Source organism: Pseudomonas sp. MYb60 (genome assembly GCF_002979555.1).
Taxonomy (GTDB): Bacteria; Pseudomonadota; Gammaproteobacteria; order Pseudomonadales; family Pseudomonadaceae; genus Aquipseudomonas.
This window is the reverse complement of the sequence record NZ_PCOZ01000009.1, coordinates 146,061-166,021: the sequence shown is the minus strand read 5'-3', so window position 1 is coordinate 166,021 and position 19,961 is coordinate 146,061. Positions and strand designations below refer to the sequence as shown.

General features: G+C 62.5%; 14 protein-coding genes and 3 pseudogenes. 10 read left to right on the top strand and 7 right to left on the bottom strand.

The features are described 5' to 3' along the window. Positions 1 to 127: pseudogene (locus CQ041_RS17635) on the bottom strand (ribonucleotide-diphosphate reductase subunit beta); the annotation flags it as partial. A 194-nt stretch (positions 128 to 321) separates the two neighbouring features. Continuing rightward, positions 322 to 579 (bottom strand): annotated as a pseudogene (locus CQ041_RS17630) (ATP-binding protein); the annotation flags it as partial. A gap of 285 nt (positions 580 to 864) precedes the next feature. Between CQ041_RS17630 and CQ041_RS17625 the strand changes: the two are divergent. From CQ041_RS17625 to CQ041_RS17600, 6 genes and pseudogenes are all read left to right on the top strand, one after another. Continuing rightward, positions 865 to 1,902, top strand: a complete 1,038-nt coding sequence (locus CQ041_RS17625; protein WP_105523668.1) for an isopenicillin N synthase family oxygenase — start codon at positions 865 to 867, stop codon at positions 1,900 to 1,902. Between the two features lie 13 nt (positions 1,903 to 1,915). Beyond that, positions 1,916 to 2,708, top strand: a pseudogene (locus CQ041_RS17620) (MetQ/NlpA family ABC transporter substrate-binding protein). After that, positions 2,705 to 3,451 (top strand): methionine ABC transporter ATP-binding protein, encoded by a 747-nt coding sequence (locus CQ041_RS17615; protein ID WP_105523667.1) that lies wholly within the window; start codon positions 2,705 to 2,707, stop codon positions 3,449 to 3,451. Before CQ041_RS17620 ends, CQ041_RS17615 begins: the two are co-directional and overlap by 4 nt. Continuing rightward, a complete protein-coding gene (locus tag CQ041_RS17610) occupies positions 3,448 to 4,113 on the top strand; it encodes a methionine ABC transporter permease (protein WP_105523666.1) in 666 nt (221 codons plus the stop codon). Before CQ041_RS17615 ends, CQ041_RS17610 begins: the two co-directional genes overlap by 4 nt. 97 nt (positions 4,114 to 4,210) lie before the next feature. Further along, positions 4,211 to 5,290 carry a sigma-54-dependent Fis family transcriptional regulator gene (locus tag CQ041_RS17605; protein WP_105523665.1) on the top strand — a complete coding sequence of 360 codons (1,080 nt, stop codon included), beginning with the start codon at positions 4,211 to 4,213 and terminating at the stop codon, positions 5,288 to 5,290. Between the two features lie 129 nt (positions 5,291 to 5,419). Further along, positions 5,420 to 6,841, top strand: a complete 1,422-nt coding sequence (locus tag CQ041_RS17600) for a M10 family metallopeptidase C-terminal domain-containing protein (RefSeq protein WP_256586813.1) — start codon at positions 5,420 to 5,422, stop codon at positions 6,839 to 6,841. Here the strand turns inward: CQ041_RS17600 and CQ041_RS17595 are convergent. Beyond that, a complete protein-coding gene (locus CQ041_RS17595; RefSeq protein ID WP_105523663.1) occupies positions 6,834 to 8,258 on the bottom strand; it encodes a PLP-dependent aminotransferase family protein in 1,425 nt (474 codons plus the stop codon). The two genes, CQ041_RS17600 and CQ041_RS17595, sit on opposite strands and share 8 nt — an antisense overlap. Positions 8,259 to 8,382: 124 nt before the next feature. Here CQ041_RS17595 and CQ041_RS17590 point away from each other — a divergent pair, with 124 nt between their 5' ends. Next, a complete protein-coding gene (locus tag CQ041_RS17590) occupies positions 8,383 to 9,015 on the top strand; it encodes a LysE family translocator (RefSeq protein WP_105523662.1) in 633 nt (210 codons plus the stop codon). Between the two features lie 103 nt (positions 9,016 to 9,118). After that, positions 9,119 to 10,348 (top strand): M20/M25/M40 family metallo-hydrolase, encoded by a 1,230-nt coding sequence (locus CQ041_RS17585; RefSeq protein ID WP_105523661.1) that lies wholly within the window; start codon positions 9,119 to 9,121, stop codon positions 10,346 to 10,348. Between the two features lie 69 nt (positions 10,349 to 10,417). Here CQ041_RS17585 and CQ041_RS17580 read toward each other — a convergent pair whose 3' ends face one another. Together CQ041_RS17580 and CQ041_RS17575 are read right to left on the bottom strand one after the other, a co-directional pair. Then, positions 10,418 to 13,501 carry an efflux RND transporter permease subunit gene (locus CQ041_RS17580; protein ID WP_105523660.1) on the bottom strand — a complete coding sequence of 1,028 codons (3,084 nt, stop codon included), beginning with the start codon at positions 13,499 to 13,501 and terminating at the stop codon, positions 10,418 to 10,420. 2 nt (positions 13,502 to 13,503) lie between these two features. Next, on the bottom strand, positions 13,504 to 14,610 hold the full coding sequence (locus CQ041_RS17575) for an efflux RND transporter periplasmic adaptor subunit (protein ID WP_105523659.1): 1,107 nt from the start codon (positions 14,608 to 14,610) through the stop codon (positions 13,504 to 13,506). Positions 14,611 to 14,856: 246 nt separating this feature from the next. Here CQ041_RS17575 and CQ041_RS17570 point away from each other — a divergent pair, with 246 nt between their 5' ends. After that, positions 14,857 to 16,797, top strand: a complete 1,941-nt coding sequence (locus CQ041_RS17570; RefSeq protein ID WP_105523658.1) for a TonB-dependent receptor domain-containing protein — start codon at positions 14,857 to 14,859, stop codon at positions 16,795 to 16,797. Here the strand turns inward: CQ041_RS17570 and CQ041_RS17565 are convergent. Both CQ041_RS17565 and CQ041_RS17560 read right to left on the bottom strand, forming a co-directional pair. After that, complete coding sequence (locus CQ041_RS17565) at positions 16,794 to 18,113, bottom strand: ATP-binding protein (RefSeq protein WP_163001922.1); 1,320 nt, start codon at positions 18,111 to 18,113, stop codon at positions 16,794 to 16,796. The two genes, CQ041_RS17570 and CQ041_RS17565, sit on opposite strands and share 4 nt — an antisense overlap. Before the next feature lie 20 nt (positions 18,114 to 18,133). Then, positions 18,134 to 18,877, bottom strand: coding sequence for a response regulator transcription factor (locus CQ041_RS17560; RefSeq protein WP_105523656.1), 744 nt, complete (start codon positions 18,875 to 18,877; stop codon positions 18,134 to 18,136). 182 nt (positions 18,878 to 19,059) lie between these two features. Here CQ041_RS17560 and CQ041_RS17555 point away from each other — a divergent pair, with 182 nt between their 5' ends. After that, positions 19,060 to 19,926, top strand: a complete 867-nt coding sequence (locus tag CQ041_RS17555) for a pirin family protein (RefSeq protein ID WP_105523655.1) — start codon at positions 19,060 to 19,062, stop codon at positions 19,924 to 19,926. The last annotated feature ends 35 nt before the right edge of the window (positions 19,927 to 19,961 follow it).

The window sequence follows — 19,961 nt, the reverse complement described above, 5'->3', positions numbered from 1 at the left end:
CGAGGGCGGCTTTGGCGCCGTCACCGTCGAGGCGGTCCATGTTGGCTTCGGTGGCGTGGCCGGCGTTGGCGCCTTTGATCACCGCTGCACCGGTGTCTTCGTTGTCGACTTCATCCCAGCTGAGCATCGAGATATTCCTTTTGAGCGGTATTGACGGCGCGTGAACCCCGTCGAAAAAATGGGCGATTGCAGGCTTCGGGCATTGAAATACTATCGATAGTATGGTCGGCGGATACCGATTCTTCACACTATGTAGTGGTCCGTTCTGTTTGTGGGCACACTATATGGTGTGTATCAAAGATGTTCAAGACATAGACTGGGTCACAGCGCGATCCGGATCTGCGCGCACAAACCGCCTTCTGCGCGGTTGCTCAGGGTCAAGGAACCGCCGATTGCCACCGCCAACTGCTGGGCAATCGCCAGGCCCAGCCCGGTCCCGCCGGTGCCACGGTTGCGTGAGTTTTCCACGCGATAAAAGGGCTGCAGCACCAGCGTCAATTCGTCCTCGGCAATGCCCGATCCGCTGTCCAGCACCTTGATGGACAGTTCACCCGCGGCTGTCGAACCCACCTCCAGTTCTAGAACTGCGCAGTGAAGGGCAACCCGTGGGCGCACACCAGGCTGATCAGGAAGATCAGCGTCAATTGGGATGCCAGGGTATGTGTAGCCAGTGTCCGCGCCCTTGCCACGCCCCGTTGTATTGCAGTGTATCCAGGGATGAGGAGATACAGGAGGAGGCAAGAAATGCCCTGGCTAGCGCGCTGGTCCTGCTTAAGCTAATGCAAAAAAGGTATTTACCAGAGGTTTTTAAGATCGTTTAGCTTGGACGCATTCAAAGGATTTCGTTCAAGGAGCGAACTACTCATGTCTCACTTGCAGTCTGTCACCACCTTGCCATTGCTGGACTTGTCGCAACTCGACGGCAGCCCCGCACAGCGCCAGCAGTTTCTCCATGACTTGCGCCTGGCGGCGCGGCACATCGGTTTCTTCTACCTCACCGGTCATGGCATCGACTCCGCGTTGCTGGCCGAGGTGCAGCAGCAGGCGCGCGCATTCTTTGCCTTGCCCGAGGCCGACAAACTCGCCGTGGGCATGATCAACTCGCCACACTTTCGCGGCTACAACCGCGCTGCGTCGGAGATCACGCGCGGCCAGCCCGACCTGCGCGAACAGTTCGACGTTGGCGCCGAGCGCGAGCCCCTGGGCATTGCCCAACACCCGGCAGCGTGGGCGCGCCTGCAAGGCCCCAACCTGTGGCCGCAAGCCTTGCCCCACCTCAAGCCGCTGGTGCTGGGCTGGCAGCAGGCGATGACCCAAATGGCCCTGCGCCTGCTGCGCGCCTTCGCCCAGGCCCTGTCCCTGCCGGAAAACGCATTCGACGCGCTGTACGGCGACACGCCCAACGAACACATCAAGCTGATCCGCTACCCCGGCCGCCACGCCCAGCAAAGTCGCCAAGGCGTCGGCGCCCACAAGGACTCCGGTTTCCTCAGCTTCCTGCTGCAAGACCAGCAAGCCGGCCTGCAAGTGGAAGTGGAGGAGGGCCGCTGGATCGACGCGTCGCCTCGCCCCGACACCTTGGTGGTGAACATCGGCGAGCTGCTGGAACTGGCGAGCAATGGCTACCTGCGCGCCACGGTGCACCGCGTGGTGTCGCCACCGGTGGGCAGCGAGCGGTTGTCCCTGGCGTTTTTCCTCGGCGCGCAACTCAATGCGGTGGTGCCGGTGTATCAACTGGCCCCCGAACTGCTGCGCGATGCCCACGGCCCCGAGAGTGATCCACGCAACCCTTTGCTGCGCGACGTCGGCTGGAACTATTTGAAGGGTCGCCTGCGCTCCCATCCCGATGTCGCCCAACGTTTCTACGCCGACGCCACACTTCCCCAAGCCCTGTCTGCCTGATCAGGAGATCACCCTGTTGAAAAAAACCGCCCTTGCCCTGGCAGTGTTGCTGGCCCCGTTCGCCGTGTCGGCCGCCGATGCCCTGCGCGTCGCCGCCGACCCGATTCCCCATGCGCAGATCCTCGAGTACGTGCAAAAACTCGACCCGAGCCTGAACCTCAAGGTCATCGAGATTCCCAGCGGCGTGAACTCCAACGAGCTGCTCGCCCACGGTGATGTGGACGCCAACTTCTTCCAGCACCTGCCGTACCTGGCGTCCCAGGAACAGGCCCTCGGCCAGAAATTCGCGGTGGCGGCGACGGTGCACATCGAGCCACTGGGTGTATTCGCGCCGCCACAAAAGCTTCGCCGACGTGCCGGACAAGGGCACCGTTGCGGTGCCCAACAACGTCACCAACCTCAGTCGCGCCCTGTACTTGCTGCAAGCCAACGGCCTGATCAAGCTCAAGCCGGGCTTCAATGATGCGGCCAAGGACCAGGCCACGCCGAAAGACATCGCCGAGAACCCCAGGCACCTGAAGATTCTTGAAATCGAGTCGCCGCAGATCCCTCGCGCCCTGGATGATGTGGACCTGGCGGTGATCAACGGCAACTTCGCCCTGGAAGCCGGGCTGGAACCGGCCAAGGATGCCTTGGGGCTGGAGGCCGCCAAGGGCAACCCCTACGCGAATATCCTGGTGACCACGCCGACACTGGCCAAGGACCCGCGCATCGAGCAACTGGCCAAGGATCTGCGCTCGCCGCAAGTGGCGAAGTTCATCACCGAGCAATATTCCGGTTCCGTGATCCCGGTGACCACCGAATGATTGTGGTCGAAGGTGTCAGCAAAACCTACGCCGATGGCCAGCCGGCGGCGCTGGACAACGTGTCGTTGCAGATCGCCGACGGCTCGATCTTCGGCATCGTCGGGCGCAGCGGCGCGGGTAAAAGCACCCTGTTGCGCTGCCTGAACCTGTTGGAGCGCCCGACGGCCGGGCGCATCCTCATGGACGGCCAGGACTTGACCCAACTGAGTGACAAACAGTTACGCGAGCAACGCCAGCGCATCGGCATGATCTTCCAGGGCTTCAACCTGCTGCACTCACGCAACGTGGCGGATAACGTCGCGGTACCGTTGGAAATCGGCAAGGTGCCCAAGGCCGAGCGGGCGGCACGGGTGGCCGAATTGCTCGCACTGGTGGGCCTGAGCGACAAGGCCCAGGCGTTTCCCTCGCAGCTGTCCGGCGGGCAGAAACAGCGCGTGGGCATTGCCCGCGCGTTGGCAGCGCGCCCGGCCTACCTGTTGTCCGACGAGGCCACCAGCGCCCTCGACCCGGAAACCACCGCGTCGATCCTTGAACTGCTGCGTAACATCAACCGCCAACTCGGCGTGACCATTGTGCTCATCACCCATGAACTGGAGGTGGTCAAGGCCATCTGCGACAGCGCGGTGTCCCTGGCCGATGGGCGTGTGGTGGAAAGCGGCACTCTGGTGCAACTGCAGGCCGATCCTTCATCGCGCCTGGGCCGCTCCCTGGCGCCGAGCCTGCCAGTGGTGAGGGTGGTATGAAGACCGACTGGAATGACATTGCTCAATTGCTGCTCAACGCCACCGGCGAAACCCTCTACATGGTGCTTCTGGCTGGGCTGTTCACGTTGCTGATTGGCTTGCCCCTGGGGGTGTTGCTGTTCGTCAGCCGTCGTGGTGGATTGTTTCCGTTGCCGCGCCTGAACCGCGTACTGGGGGCGGTCATCAACCTGGGGCGGTCGTTGCCGTTCGTGGTGATGTTGATCGCGCTGATTCCGCTGACGCGCCTGATCGTCGGCACCACCCTGGGCAGTACGGCGGCCGTGGTGCCGATCACTATCGGCGCATTTCCGTTCTTCGCGCGCATTGTCGAAACCGCACTGGATGAAGTGGACAAGGGTCGCATCGAAGCCATCGTGGCCATGGGCGGGGATATTCGCCATGTGATCTTCAAGGTGTTGCTGCCCGAGGCGCTGCCAGCGCTGGTGGCCGGGGTGACCTTGACCCTAGTGATGCTGATCGGTTTTTCGTCGATGGCCGGCGTGATCGGCGGCGGTGGGTTGGGTGACCTGGCGATTCGTTACGGTTACCAGCGTTTCAACAACGAAATCATGGTAGTCACGGTGGTGGTACTGGTGTTGCTGGTGCAAGGCGTGCAAAGCCTGGGCGACCGCTGTGTTCTGTCGTTGGCTCATCGCCGATAAACGGTTATGTGCTAATGAATTTTTAATCTTTCTAGTTATATGCGCGGCTGCGTAAAGTCATCGCTACTTTCTTTACCTCGCCGCCGGGAAATTGCTCATGAACCGTCCCCACGGGCACCCCACGCCGATCCTGACTTTGCCCCAAGGCGAAAAAGATCCGCTGTCGATTCGCGCCAAGGCCCTGGTATTTTCCGATCCGCGCTCACTGCAGTTGCTCGACTACCTCAAACGGGTCGGCCCCAGCGATGCGCCCGTATTGATCAATGGCGAGACTGGCACCGGCAAGGAACTGGTCGCGCGCTACATCCACAGCGCCAGCGGTCGGACCGGTGCATTTGTGCCGGTCAACTGCGGTGCCATCAGTGAAACCCTGGCTGAAAGCGAATTTTTCGGACACGAGGCGGGGGCGTTTTCCGGCGCTGTCGGCCGCAGGGGCGGCTGGTTCGAAGAGGCCGATGGCGGCACTCTGTTCCTCGATGAAATCGGCGACCTGCCGTTGCCGTTGCAGGTGAAATTGCTGCGGGTGTTGCAGGAGCAGGAAGTGGTGCGCGTGGGGTCACGCAAGCCGATCAAGATCAATATCCGCTTGGTCACCGCCACCAACATCGACCTGGAGCAAGCGGTGGAAGCGGGGAATTTCCGCCTGGACCTGTTTTACCGTATCAATGTCGCCCAGGTGCAGGTGCTGCCCTTGCGCGAACGCCCGCTGGATATCCTGCCGCTGGTGGAACACTTTCGCCGGCTGTACAGCAACAAGCTGAAGATCGCCGAGCCGATGCTTTCTGAATCCGCCACCCAGGCGCTGCTGGACTACCCGTGGCCGGGCAACATTCGCGAGCTGGAAAACGTCGTGCACCTGGCGCTGCTGGTGGCCGGCGACAAGCCGATCATGCCCAGCCACCTGAAGTTTTCCGCTGGCCTCAGCGCCCTGCATGCCAGTGCCAATAGCGCTACACCGCGCATTCCGCAAGAGGTGGTGCGCGAGCAGCTGTTGCGGTTGTTCGAGGTGCCGGGAGAGACGTTGTTGCACGACATTGAAGATCTGGTCGTGCGCGAGGCGTTTGCGTTCTGCGGCTTCAACCAGTTGCGTACTGCGGATTTGCTGGGGATCACCCGCAATGCCATGCGAACGTTGCTGGTCAATCACGGCATGCTCAAGGGGCGCGCGAAACCGTAACGTCTTACGGAATCGACGCTGAATCCCACAAGGCCGGCAGAAAAGGCGACCGGGTAATCGTCTAACGCGCACAGCGCCATTGCCCCGGCAGCTTGGAAGATGGTCGCTCTAACTGACGAGAGCGCCACCTTGAAGACAGTATCCCCACCTCCCAGTCTGACTTTTCAGGACATCGAGAAATTCCGTCACCGCGATGACCGAGGCAATGGAATTCAGCACAACGGCTTACCCTCGAAAAGTCCGCAAGAGGCTGCCAGTGCCCTGACGCGTGGTCATTACGGTTGGAAAGACAAGAACGGCGACGGTCGCCATGACATTACCTATGAATTCCGAGCGCCGCCGTCGGATGGCAAAAAAAATCAATTCAATAAAACCGGATTCACCGCCGTCGGGGATAACCAGCGCGAGCAGACTCGGCGCAGTATGCAATCCATCGAGGATGTCGCGAAGGTCAAGTTCACCGAAGGGCCGAAAAAGGCGAGCAGTGACGGGCATATTGACATTGGCAATTACGGGCAGCACGTTGACGCTAAAGGCCGCTCCTCTATTGGCAGCAGCCAGGCTGAGTTGCCTGTGCCAGGCAAATCGTCCCGCACTGCCGTGTGGTTCGTCGGCAGCAAAGAGAATAAACAGATAGCCGATGCAGCCCACGGCAATGCTGGGCGGCACACCATCACCCACGAATTGAACCACGCGCTGGGACTTCTGCATCCGGGTGACTACGACGGTACCCTTGATCGAAAAAATGTCCTTCATCATGAGGACTCACAAAGCCACTCGGGCATGAGTTACAGGGGCGAGCGCACCGGTCATATAAATCACGAGGGTTTTCGCTCCTCGGCCCCCCAACTGGACGACATCACCGCGCTCCAGAAGCAATACGGCGCCAACGCTGAAACCCGCAAGGGCGACACCACCTACGGCTTCAATTCCAATACCGACCGCGACTTCCTCAGCGTCAAGACGCCCGAGGATAAAATGGTCGCGTCGATCTGGGATGGCGGCGGCAATGACACCCTGGACTTTTCGGGCTACAAGCAGGATCAAAAGATCACACTCAAGGCCGGGACGTTCTCTGACGTCGGCGGCCTCAAGGGGAATATCTCGATTGCCTACGGCGCGACCATAGAAAATGCCATCGGCGGTTCCGGCAACGATTTACTGGTGGGTAACGAGGTGGACAACACCCTCAAGGGCGGGGATGGCAATGACCGCCTCTATGGTGCTGAAGGCGCAGACACGCTGTGGGGTGGCAAGGGCAAGGATCAGTTCGTCTACGGCAAAATCAGCGATTCGACCCAGCTGTCACTTGATCAAATCATGGACTTCGTCAGCGGCGAGGACCGTGTAGACGTGTCGGGCATTACGGCGTCTTTGGGCAAAGGCCCGCTGAAGTTCGTCGATCAGTTCTCCGGGGCCAGCGGCGAAGCGATTGTGAACTATGACCCGGTACTGCACATGAGTACGTTGCAAATCTACGGCAACCCTGGCGAGCCGACCTTTGTCCTGATGGTGCAGGGTAAGTTGCAGCCAAGCGACATCGTCAGCTGACGGCAACAAGGCGTTGGCAGGCTGTCTGCATGAGGCGTTCGAACACCTGTTGCACCTGAGGCCCGTCACTGTGGGCCACGTTGAACCGCATCCAGTCGCGATGCGCCGGGTCGTTGCCAAACAGCGCCCCCGGCGCCAGTACCATGCCTTGCTCCAGCGCTCGCTGGGCGAGCTGCTCGCCGTTCACACCCGTTGGCAGGCGTGCCCAGATAAACATTCCGCCGTCATACGGCATCGACACCTCACAACCACTGCGCTTGAGCCATTGCTCCACACGCCCCCCGGCCTCCAGCAGGCGCTGGATCACGCGCTTGCGGTGTTTGGCATAGGTGCCTTCGCTGAACATTCGGTAGACGATCTGCTCGAACAGCTCCGAGGTCACGCCGCCGCTCATCAATTTCATGTGGGTCAGGTTGGCCGCCAATTGAGGCGCGGCCACCACGTAGCTCACACGGGCGTTGGCGCTGAGGATCTTGGAGAAGCCCGACAGGTAGGTGACCTGCTCCAGGCCGGCCAGGGCTGCCAGGCGCGGGGGCGGATTGGGGTGCAGGTCGCCGTAGAGGTCGTCTTCGATGATGTGGCAGTTGTACTGTCGAGTCAGCTGCAACAGGCGAAACGCCTGGCCGGGGTTGAAGGAATGGCCGGTGGGGTTATGCAGGACGCTGGTGGTCAGATAGAGGGTGGGGCGGTGTTCGGCCAGCAGGTGTTCGAAGGTGGTGAAGTCGACCCCGTCGGCCCGCCGCTGGATCGTCACCACCTTGACCCCGTGCAGCGCGAGGTTGGCGTGAAAGTTGAAGTAGCAGGGTGCGTCCAGCAGCACGGTGTCGCCGGCGCGTGCGAGCAGGCGCATCAGCATGTCCAGGGCTTGCACGGTATTGGGTGTGGTGATGATGTGCTCCACCGGCACCGACAGGCCTTCGCCGTGCAGTTTCTGTTGCAGGGCCTGGCGCAACGGCAACAAACCGGCCGGCGTGCCCAGCCCGGCGATGCGCAGGGAGGGCGCGCGCACCACGCTGCGCATCGCCTGGCGCAGGCTCTCAGTGTCCAGCCAGGCTTCCGGCAGATGGCCGCCGCCGGGGCGCAATTCGCCATAGACGGTGGCGAGTGGGCGGCGCAGCACGCTGAGAAGGTCCTGGGGCAGCAGGTCGACCCAGTTCGATGAGGCCGGGCGCGTGGTGTCCATCGCCACAAAGTACCCTCGGCCCTGGCTGGACGTGAGCAGGTTGCGGCCACGCAGACGATCCAGCGCTTCGTTGAGGGTGAACTTGCTCACGCCCAGAACCTGAGTCAGCTCGCGCACCGATGGCAACTTGCTTCCAGGTGTCCATTCGCCGGTTTCAATGGCCCGGCTGAACGCTTCAACAATCTGTTGAACCTTGGGTGTGCCGTCTACAAAAGCGATGGGCGATACCAACAGGGGGCCTCCTTGTCTTTGCTGGTGATTTTACCGGTGAAGTTCGGGCGGATTAGGCCTTACTTTGCCTGCCCGGCGCAATCGCGCTTGCCTAGACTGCCGGCTCTCTTTCCCTGGGTCCCTGGCCATGACAAGTGCGTTAACCCTGTCTTCATTCATGTATTTCCTGCTGCTCTGCACGACGTTGACCTTCAGCCCGGGGCCCATGACCCTGCTGTTGCTGAGCCTGGGCCTCAAGAACGGCCTGCGCAGTTCAATCCCCGCGCAGCTCGGCGCCAGCGTCTCGTATCTGGTTTCGATCCTGATCTTTGCGGTGGGCTTCTCGGAGCTGATCAAGGGCAATCGCGCAATCACCCAGGGCATCCAACTGGTGGGGGTGGCCTACATTCTTTACCTGGCCTACAGGCAATGGACCCGCAGCGGCGTGGCAATCGACATGGCCGAGGGGGTGGACGATGCCCGCAGCCTGTTTGGCAAAGGCCTGCTCACCGGGATCTCCAATCCGAAGGCCATCATCCTGTTCAGCGCAGTTTTCCCACAGTTCGCAGGGGCAGGGGAACACAGCAGCGCGGTGGATATCGCCATTCTCGGGCTGACGTTTCTGCTGCTGCAATTTGCCAGTGGCTGCCTGTATGGCTATTTCGGCCAGCGGATCAAGCACCTGTTGGAGAACCCCAGGCAGCGGATTTTGCTGCAGCGCGCCACGGCGGTGCTGTTGCTCGGCGTGGCGTGGATGCTGGCGCGCGGTCTGGCTTACTGAAATGGCCGTGGGGGGGCTTGCCCTGCGGTTTGGGAGTTGGTTGGGGTCCGTAGAGTGGGGTAGGGTGTGACGGCACCTTCCAACCAAAAACAAGGATCGGTTCATGCTCTTCAACTTTCCCCGTACTTTCCTCGCCGCCACGCTGGCCATGTCTTTCGCACTTCCGGCCTACAGCGCCGAACCCCACAAGCCTATCCAGGCGCAGGCCGAACACTACAAGGCCGACGCGTTGAAACTGTTGGAACGCCTGGTGAATATCGACTCTGGCTCAGGCTACGGGCCGGGCCTGGACCAAGTCAGCGAGATTGCCGTCGATGAGCTCAAGCAACTGGGTTTCAGCATTGAACGAGTGCCCGATGCGGCGGCCAACAGCAGCCATGTGATTGCTACCCTCAAGGGCACCGGCAAAGCCAGGATCCTGCTGATGGCCCACATGGACACGGTGTTCAAGGAAGGCTCGGCCGCCGAACGCCCGTTCCATATCAAGGACGGCCGTGCGTATGGCCCCGGCGTGATGGATGACAAGGGCGGTATCGTCGCGGGTATCTACGCGCTGAAAGTCCTGAAAGAGCAGGGCTTCAAAGATTATGCCCAAATCACCTTCCTGCTCGACGCCAGCGAAGAAACCGGCTCCGACGCCGCTTCCGACCTGATCCGCAAAACCGCCAAGGCCCATGACGTGACCCTCAACCTCGAACCCGGCCGCCCGGCGGACGGCCTGGTGGTGTGGCGCAAAGGCAGTGCGACGGCCGTGGTCGAGGTCAAGGGCAAGGCCGCCCACGCCGGCGTCGCCCCGGAACTGGGCCGCAACGCCGCCATGGAAGCAGCGCACCAGATCCTGCAACTGGGCAAACTGGGGGATGAAGAGAAGAAAACCACCATCAATTTCACCGTCCTCAAGGCCGGCGACCGTACCAACGTTATTCCTGACCAAGCGACCGCCAAGGCCGACGTGCGTGCGGCACTCCCTGAAGAGTTCGATCGCATCGAGAAAGACCTCGCGCGGGTATCGGCCAACAAACTGATCCCGGAAACGGACGTGAAGACCACCTTGCAACGTGGGCTGCCGCCGATGCCGCAGACACCGGAGTCAGACAAGTTGGTCGCGATTGCCCAGGGGATTTATGGGGAGTTGGGGCGTAAGCTGACCATCGAAGGCAGTGGCGGCGCGGCGGATGCCAGCCTGTCCGCCGGCGTGGGTACACCGACGCTGGATGGGTTTGGGATCGTCGGCGGCAATATCCACACGGCGGAAGAATACGCCGAGGTGGAAAGCGTGGCGCCGCGGATTTACCTGTTGAGTCGGATGATCATGGAGTTGGGTAAGCGCTGATCGAGTGGGGCGGTTCACCACGTGATGGTGTAACCGCCCCCAGAGGTTTTCAGGCGCGGGGAGTAGAGGTTATCCGGCGTTCGCGGGGGCAGTTGCTGCAGGTTTGCGCGCCGTGTGCCCCAGCACCAAACTGCACAGTGCCGGCAAAAACAGCAAGGTCAGCAGCGTGCCCACCAGCACCCCGCCGATCAGCACATAGGCCAACGACGACCAGAACACCGACAGCGTCAGCGGGATAAACGCCAGCGCCGCCGCCAGTGCGGTCAATATCACCGGACGTGCACGCCGCACCGTGGCTTCGATGATCGCTTCACGGGTCGCCATGCCCAGTTGCTGATTCTGGCGAATCTGGTCGGTGAAGATCAGCGTGTTGCGCATCAGGATGCCGCCGATGCCGATCAGGCCCAGGATCGCGTTGAACCCGAACGGCTGGTTGAACAGCAGCAAGGTCGGCACCGCCCCAATCAACCCCAGGGGCGCGGTGGCGAAGACCATGAACATCACGCCGAATGAGCGCACCTGGAACATGATCACCGTGAGGGTCAGCAGGATCATGATCGGGAACAGCGCCGCCAAGGCGACATTGGCTTTCGCGCTTTCTTCCACCGGGCCACCGATGTCGATGCGGTAGCCGGCGGGGAGTTGGGCGATCAGCGGTTGCAAGTCCTTGTACACGGCCATCTCCACGTCGGGCGGTTGCACGCCGTCAATGATGTCGGCGCGCACTTCCAGGGTGTTTGCCCGGTTGCGACGCTTGAGGATCGGCTCCTCCATCACCGCCTGCAAATGCCCGATCTGCGCCAGTGGCACCGAGGTGCCGGCGCTGTTGGTCAAGGTCATGTTGTTGAGGTTGCCCAGGTTCTCACGCTGGTTGCCTTGGGCGCGGGCGACTACCGACACCGTGCGGTTGCCTTCGCGGACTTCGGTGATGGGGTTGCCGCTGAGCAGGGCATTGAGTTGGGACTTGACCTCGCCGGGGGTGAAACCCAGCAGGCGCACGCGGTCCTGGTCCAGCACCAGGCGGTAACCGCTGGTGCGCTCGCCCCAATCGAGGAAAGCGTCCTTGGTCAGTGTGTTGGCGGCGACGATCTTGCGCACGTCTTCGGACACGCCACGCAGCACATCCACATTCGGGCCCGACACCCGAAACACCACGGGGAACGGCACGGGCGGGCCGAACAGCAATTGCGTCACCCGCACGCGCGCGGACGCAAACTCACCGGCCGCGATGCGTTCGCGCATCCGCAATTTGAGTGCATCACGGGCGTGAGAGTCCGGGGTCTGCACGATCAGCTTGGCAAATGCCGGATCCGGCAATTCAGGGTTCAGCGACAGGAAAAACCTCGGCGCACCGCCGCCCACATAGGTGTCGACCATGCGGGTCTGCGGTTCCTGAAGCAGCGCCTTCTCCAGTTGCGCGGCCACCGCCTCGGTGCTTTTGAACGCACTGCCCGGCGGCAGGTACACCTCAAGGATCAGCTCGGAGCGGTCGGAGTTGGGGAAAAACTGCTTTTTCACCACGCCCATGCCCACGCCACAGAGTACAAACGCGCACACCACCAACCCCGTTACCCACCAGCGGCGACGCACGCACAGTTCGACCAGCCTGCGCAGTTTCTGGTAATAGCGCCCGGCGTAGAGGGCGTCATGGCCGCCCGGAACCGGCTTGATCGGCGGCAGCAGTTTCACCCCCAGGTAAGGCGTGAACACCACGGCCACCAACCAGGAAGCGATCAGCGCAAACCCCACGATCCAGAAGATGTTGCCGGCATATTCCCCTGCACCGGAACGGGCAAACCCCACGGGCAGGAAACCGATGATAGTCACCAGCGTGCCGGTCAGCATCGGCGCAGCGGTGGAGTGCCAGGCATAGGTGGCGGCGTGGATGCGGTCGAAGCCTTCCTCCAGTTTCACCACCATCATCTCGATGGCGATGATGGCGTCATCCACCAGCAAACCGAGGGAAATAATCAGTGCTCCCAAGGTGATGCGATCAAATTCACGCCCGGTGAGCAGCATGATCACGAACACCACCGACAGGGTCAGCGGCACCGCAGCGGCCACCACCAGCCCGACGCGAAAGCCCAGTGCCAGCAGGCTGATGAGCATCACCACCGCCAGCGCCACGAAGAACTTCAGCATGAATTCATTCACCGCCAGGCTGATGTTTTTCGCCTGGTCGGAGACCTTGGCGAAGTTCACTCCCAGCGGCAGGTCGGCGAGGATCCGAGCCTCTTCGGCCTTGAGGCTTTTGTCCAGTTCCAGGCCATTCCAGTGTTTCTCCATGATCACGCCGAGCATGAGGGCCGGGTCGCCCTGGTGGCGGATACGGTAGCTGGGCGGGTCTTCATAACCCCGGCTGACAGTGGCCACGTCGGCGATGCGCAGCACCCGACCGTTGACCTCCAGCGGCACGTTTTCAATCAGCGACAGGCTGTCGAAGGCTCCGTCGATACGAATGTAGGCGCGAGCCCCCGCCGTCTCGACAAAGCCGGAAGGCGCCACCGCGTTCTGCGCGGCCAGTGCGGAAAAAATCTGCTCCGGCTTGATCCCGAGGGTCGCGAGACGCTCATAGGAAAATTCGACGAACACGCGCTGCGCCTGTTCGCCGAGTATGTTGACCTTCTTCACCCCGGGCAGGTTGAGGAAGCCCTGGCGCAGTTCCTCGGCCATCTGCACCTGTTGCCGGTGGGGCAGGTGCTCGGCCTCCAGTGCGTACAGCGCGAAGTAGACGTCGGAATATTCATCGTTGAAAAACGGCCCGATCACGCCCTTGGGCAACTTCGCGGCTTCATCGCTGAGCTTTTTGCGGGTCTGGTAGAACAGCTCCTGGATCTCGCCGGGGCGGGTGGACTCCTTGAAGGTCATGCGCATCGACACAAAGCCGGGCTGGGCGATGGTCTCGACACGGTCGTAGTAGTCAAGTTCCTGCAGGCGCTTTTCCAGGCGGTCGGCGACTTGTTCCTGCATTTCCTGGGCGGTGGCACCCGGCCAGGCGGCGGTGATGGTCATGACCTTGACCGTGAAGGACGGGTCTTCGGCGCGCCCAAGTTTACCGAACGAGAACACGCCGGCGGCCAGGATCGCAATGATCAGGAACAACGTGACCGCGCGATGCTTGACCGCCAGTTCCGAGAGGTTGATACCGCGCATGCTCAATTGTCCTGTGTGCGATCAAGGGCCAGGGCCTGGGCGGGGAGCAGGCGCACCGCATCGCCGCCGTGCAGCAGGTGGGCGCCGAGGGCAACGATGATTTGGCCAGGGCTGACGCCGCTGTCGAGCAGGGCATCCTCCTGGCCGAGACTGGCGACTTTGACCGGGGCGAAGCTGACGGTGTTGTCTGCGCCGACCTGCCATACGCCGGGGCCTTGCCCGGCATCGTGCAGGGCGCCGATGGGCACGCGGGTTTGCGGGGCCTGGCCGTTGCCTTGCAAGCGCACGGTGATGGTGGAACCGAGGGCGAAGCGCTCGACGTTGCCGTGCAAGACATAACGCGCGCGGTAGGTGCGGGTGACGGGGTCGGCGCTGGCGGACAGTTCGCGCAGGGTCGCCGCGACCGCCTGCTCCGGTGCGCCGAACGGGAAGGCCAGGGCCTTCTGTGAGGCTCGGTCGCGCTGGTTTTCCGGCAGGTTGACGATGGCTTCGCGGGCGCCGTCATGGGCCAGGCGCGCAACCATCTGCCCTTCGGCAACGACTTGGCCACGGTCCGCACGCACGTCGGTGATGATGCCGTCGCCATCGGCTTTGAGCACTGAGTAGGTGCGGCGGTTTTCGATCTGGCGGGCGTCGGATTGCGCTGAAGCCAGCTCGGCTTCGGCGACCCGCAGTTGGGTCGTCGACTGGTCGGAGATCTGCCGCGAGACCGCGCCAGTGCTGGCCAGGCGCTGGTAGCGATTTTCATCGTCACGGCGCTGGCGCAATTGGGCCTGGGCGGCGCTGACCCGGTTTCTGGCTGAACGCAGCGCGAGTTCGAAGTCGCCGATGTCCAGCACCAGCAGGGTATCGCCTCGGGAAACGTGCTGGCCGGGGTCGACCTTGCGCTCGATCACTTTGCCGCTGACGCGGAAGCCCAGGTCACTTTCCGTTCGGGCGGCTACCACCCCGGTATAGGCGCTTTGCTGGGTGCCGGCGGCTTCGACTTTGGCGGCCAGGACCGGGCGCGGCAAGGGGGATTGGGCAGCGGTGTCGGCCTGGCTGTTGCAACCGCTGAGGATAATCAACAGGGGCAGGGGCATCAGGCGGCGCAGGGAAGAAGGGGTCATGGCGGGCTCCGGGGGCGGCACATAAAAAATTACGCGTGTAATTTTTTGCTAATATTATGACCGAAATATAATTTGCGCCAGCCCTGGTGATGTTGCTCGTCGCAAAACCTGTGGTGACCACCTCAGGTTGTGCAGGGACCCTCCAAGCGTGTGAAGCGACATGGGGCGGTTGTCACATTTTGTCCAAGTTATCCGGATCTAGATGATTACGATTCTCTTTTGAGTCCATTCCTAAGGTCCACGCCCATGCTTGCTGTTTTTCGCCTCACGCCCCTGGCCCTGTTGGTCGCCGGTAGCTTCCATGCCCAGGCCGACGAGGCCGCTCCGCTGGAACTCAACGACGTGGTGGTCACCGCTTCCGGGTTTGCCCAGAGCGTGGAGGACGCGCCGGCCTCGGTCACGGTGATTGAGGGTGAGGCGCTGCGTCGCAAGTCCTATCGCGACCTCGGTGATGCCGTGAAGGACGTGGAAGGGGTGACGGTCAACGGCGGTGCGAATGAAACCGACATCTCGATCCGTGGCATGCCGGCCGATTACACCCTGATCATGGTCGACGGCAAGCGCCAGAGCGCCCGGGAGTCGCGGGTCAACGGCAACAGCGGGTACGAGCAGAGTTTCGTGCCGCCGGCCGCTGCCATCGAACGCATCGAAGTGGTACGCGGGCCGATGTCGTCGCTGTACGGCTCGGATGCCATCGGCGGGGTGATCAATGTGATCACGCGCAAGGTTTCTCCGACTTGGGGCGGTTCTGTCGGCTACGACTACTCGGCACGCCAGCACAGCGACCAGGGCAACGCGCGCCAGACCCAGTTCTACCTCAGCGGTCCGCTCAAGGAAGACTTCCTCGGCCTGCAGGTATGGGGCCGCTACCTCGACCGCCAGGCCGACGACGACATCGAGCAGACCAACGGCTTCAGCAAGGCCGACCACCGCGACCTCACCGCACGCCTGGCCTTCACCCCGACCCTCGACCACGACATCCTGCTGGAAGCCGGTGCCACCCGCCTGAAGAACGGCGATGGGATGAGCGCCAATTGGGCTACCCGCGAGCAGGAAAACAACCGAGATCACTGGTCGCTGTCCCACCAGGGCCGTTGGGGCTGGGCCACCTCGGACATCGCCCTGTCCCAGGAGACGTCCACCCGCGAAGGCAAGGCCACGCCGGATCAAAGCGATATTTTTGGACGCAAACCCGAGATCAAGAACACCGTGTTCGACGCCAAGCTGGTGGTGCCCACCGCCCATAACGTCAGCACCGTCGGTGCGCAATGGAACAAAAGCGAGTTGACCGACTGGAACCAGGGCCTTGGCGACCGCGTGGACTATAAGTTCACGGTCACCCAAAAAGCCCTGTTCGCCGAAAACGAATGGTCGGTCACGGATCGCTTTGCGCTCACCACCGGCCTGCGCCTGGACGAGCATGAACAGTACGGTGCCCACGTCAGCCCGCGGGTCTATGGCGTGTGGCGCGCCACGGATGAGTGGACATTCAAGGGCGGCGTCGCCCGCGGGTTCAAGGCCCCGGAATTGCGCGCAGTGGTCGCCGACTATGCCTACCTGCGGCGCAACCGTTTCGTGATGTTCGGCAACCCCGACCTCAAGCCGGAGACCAGCACCAACTACGAAGTCTCGGCGCTGTGGAGCAACCGCAACAACCTGTCCGGCGGCGTGACGCTGTTCTACAACGACTTCCAGGACAAGCTCTCTACCGTCACCACGGATCGCCGCTGGGGGCGCTACACCGTCATGGAGCGGGTCAACGTCGACAAGGCGATCATCCAGGGCGTCGAGCTGAACGGCCAGTGGGACATCAACGACAGCCTGCTGCTCAAGGCCAACTACACCTACACCGATTCCGAGCAGAAAAGCGGTGCCAACACAGGCATGCCGCTGGCTCTGACGCCAGAGCAGAAAGCCAATGTGCGCACCGAGTGGACGATCAACGACCGTACCCAGGCCTGGGCGTCGCTGAGCTACTACGGTGAAGAAACCGGCAACACCCTCACCACTGAAAAGCCCGCGCCGGGCTACACCACCGCCGACCTGGGTGGCTCGTTCGACGTCACCGATTCGCTGACCTTGAACGCCTCCCTCAACAACCTGACCGACAAGCGCCTGGACGATGAAACCTACGGCACGGTGAACTACGGCCGCACGTTATGGATGGGCGCAACGCTCAATTTCTAAAGCGCTGCGGGCAATCGCACCACCGCGCACAGGCCGGCCGGTGGGCGATTTTCCAATACCAGCTCACCGCCATGGGCCTGGATGCACGACCGTGCAATCGCCAGGCCCAGGCCCACACCCCCGTCGCTGACGCCCCGTTGCACGAAGGGTTCGAAGACCTTGCTCAGCCAGTCTTCGGGCAGGCCGTGGCCATGGTCGAGAATCTCGATGCGCAGCCAGCCGCTGTCCTCACGCACCAGGCTCAGGCGCGCATCGCCGGCATGGCGCAGGGCGTTGTCGATCAGGTTGGTAAGGGCGCGCTTGAGCGCCAGCGGGCGACAGGTCAGTGCCAATGGCGGCGAACCGTTCCAGGCTACCGGCTGTTGCAGGCGTTGATAACGCTTGGCCAGGTCATCCAGCAACCCGCTCAGGGACAGCGTGGTGGTGGTTTCCTGCACGGCATCGTCGCGCACGAAATCCAGGGTTTCTCGCACCATCGCGCTCAGTTCCGCGAGGCTTTCGAGCATGTCGTCACGGGTATTGCCGGGCTCCAGCAGCTCCACTTGCAGGCGCAGTTCGGTGATTGGCGTGTTCAGGTCATGGCTGACCGCCGCGAGCATGCGCGTGCGGCCTTCGACATGCCGGGCGAGGTTGGCTTGCATGGTGTTGAAGGCGGCGGTGAGGTCACGGGCTTCCTGGGGGCCGCGTTCAGGCAGCGGGGCGATCCATTCGCCACGGCTGACACGCGCGGTGGCCTGGGCGAGGGTCTTGATCGGGCGCACCACGCGAGTGATGAAGAACATCACGATCAGCAGCACGGGCAGGGTCGTCACCGGCAAACTGTAGGCCAGCACGCGGCCCCATTCATAGGCACCGGCAGGAAATTGTACGGCGTTCAGGTAGGTGCCGTTGGGCAGTGCGATGCTGGTACGCAGGCGCAGCGGTGCCCACCCGGCGGGGCTGAACACGTGGGTGCGGGCGTTGGCGCCACTGACGCGCTCCAGTTGCATGCCAAGGGGCACGGCTTCCGGTAACTTCAGTTGGCGCCGCAGTTCGTTGGCCAGTCGGTTTTCCTCCGGGCGTAGCTCGAAGGGGGCTACCTCTGGCGTGGTGGCGATCCAGAAACGCGTCGGCTCGTTGCTCATCGCGTCCAGCAGGTGCTCGGTTTCCGCCGCGGGCAGGTCCAGCGCAGTGTGATGGGCGGTGCTCAGGCGTTCGAGGCTGAAACTGCGGGACAACGGATGGATCAGGCTTCCAGTGCGTTGTAAAAACAGCATCGCGATGGCGTTGGACGCCAGCAACGCCAACAGCAGCAACAGGCTCAACTGTCGCGCCAGGGTGCGCGGCCACAGTCGGCTCAGGGCACGCATTCATGCACCTCGGCCGCCAGCAGGTAACCACCGCCCCAAATGGTGCGCAGCAGGTCCAGGGCGTCGTCGCCGTGGGCCAGCTTGCGGCGCAGGCGGCTGACCTGGCGGTCGATGGCGCGGTCGCTGACGTCGCTGTCGGCGGCGGCCGTCAGGTCGATCAAGCGTTCACGGGGCAATAGCGTATTGGGGTGTTCGAGGAACACTTGCAGCAGTCGGCTTTCGGCGGTGCTGAGCTGGATCGGCGGGGCGTCGTCGCGCTTCAACGTGGCCGTGGCGACGCTGAACTGCCAGCCGGCAAACTGGTAGCTGCGGATGCCCTTGCTCGGCGCGACCGTCCCGGTGCTGCGGCCCTGACGACGCAGCACGCTGTTGATGCGCGCCACCAGCTCGCGGGGTTCGAAGGGCTTGGTGACGTAATCGTCGGCGCCCAGGTCCAGGCCGCGCACACGATCGGCAGGGGTGTCGCGGGCGGTCAACAGGATCACCGGGATCTGGCTGCGCCGGTGCAGTTGGTTGCACAAGTCGAAACCATCGCCATCGGGCAGCAATACGTCGAGTACCACCACGTCGAAGGCCTGGGCCTTGAGCAATTGCCACATGCCGGCCGCATCCTCGGCGGTGCGCACATCGAACGTATGGCGTCGCAGGTAGGTGGCCAGGGGTTCGCGGATTTTGCGGTGGTCATCCACCACCAACACGCGCGGCGCGACAGTTGCAGCGGCAAACGGCATTGCAGCCCTCGACAGGTTGGATGGGAAAGTCGGGGATATTACTACGAGTCATTATCATTAACGCGTTTTTTTGTGGCGATTAGCCGGTACGCCGTTCCATCAGTAGGACGCTCAAGGCTGTTTTTGCTGTCTAGCGCGTTATTGCTATCGGATTTAAGGTGTATGTACTTTGGAGGATCATCATGAAAAAACTCATCGGTATCTACACCAGCCCACGCGGCCATTGGGTCGGCGACGGCTTCCCGGTGCGCACGCTGTTTTCCTACGACAACCTGGGCAAACACATCAGCCCGTTTCTGCTGCTGGACCACGCGGGCCCGGCCGAATTCACGCCGACCGAGCAGCGCCGCGGCGTCGGCCAGCACCCCCATCGTGGTTTTGAGACCGTGACCATCGTCTACGACGGTGAAGTCGAACACCGCGATTCCAGCGGCGGCGGCGGCAAAATCGGCCCCGGCGACGTGCAGTGGATGACCGCCGCCAGCGGCATCATCCACGAGGAATTCCACTCCGAAGCCTTCGCCCGCAGCGGCGGTCCATTGGAGATGGTGCAACTGTGGGTCAACCTGCCGGCGAAGGACAAAATGGCCGACGCCGGTTACCAGACCCTCCTCGACGGCGACATCCCCGTGCTGCCTCTGGCCAACTACGCCGGCCAACTGCGCCTGATCGCCGGTGAATTCGCCGGCACCCGGGGCCCGGCGCGTACCTTCACGCCTATCGACCTGTGGGACCTGCGCCTCAACGCCGGTAAGTCCGTCACCCTTGACCTGCACGCCGGACGCAACAGCGCCCTGGTGATCCTGCGCGGCACCGTGCTGATCAACGGCGAGCAAATCGCACGCCAAGGCGACCTGGCCCTGTTCGAACGCGACGGCAGCCAATTGACGCTGGAGTCCAACGACGATGCCAAGGTGCTGCTGCTCAGCGGCGAACCGATTGACGAGCCGATCGTGGGACATGGCCCGTTCGTGATGAACACCGAGCAGGAAATCCACCAGGCGTTCGAGGACTTTCATTCGGGGCGGTTTGGGCAGGTGGCGGGTTAAAGGCAGTAGGGGGGGCTTGCCCCCCACACAGTGGA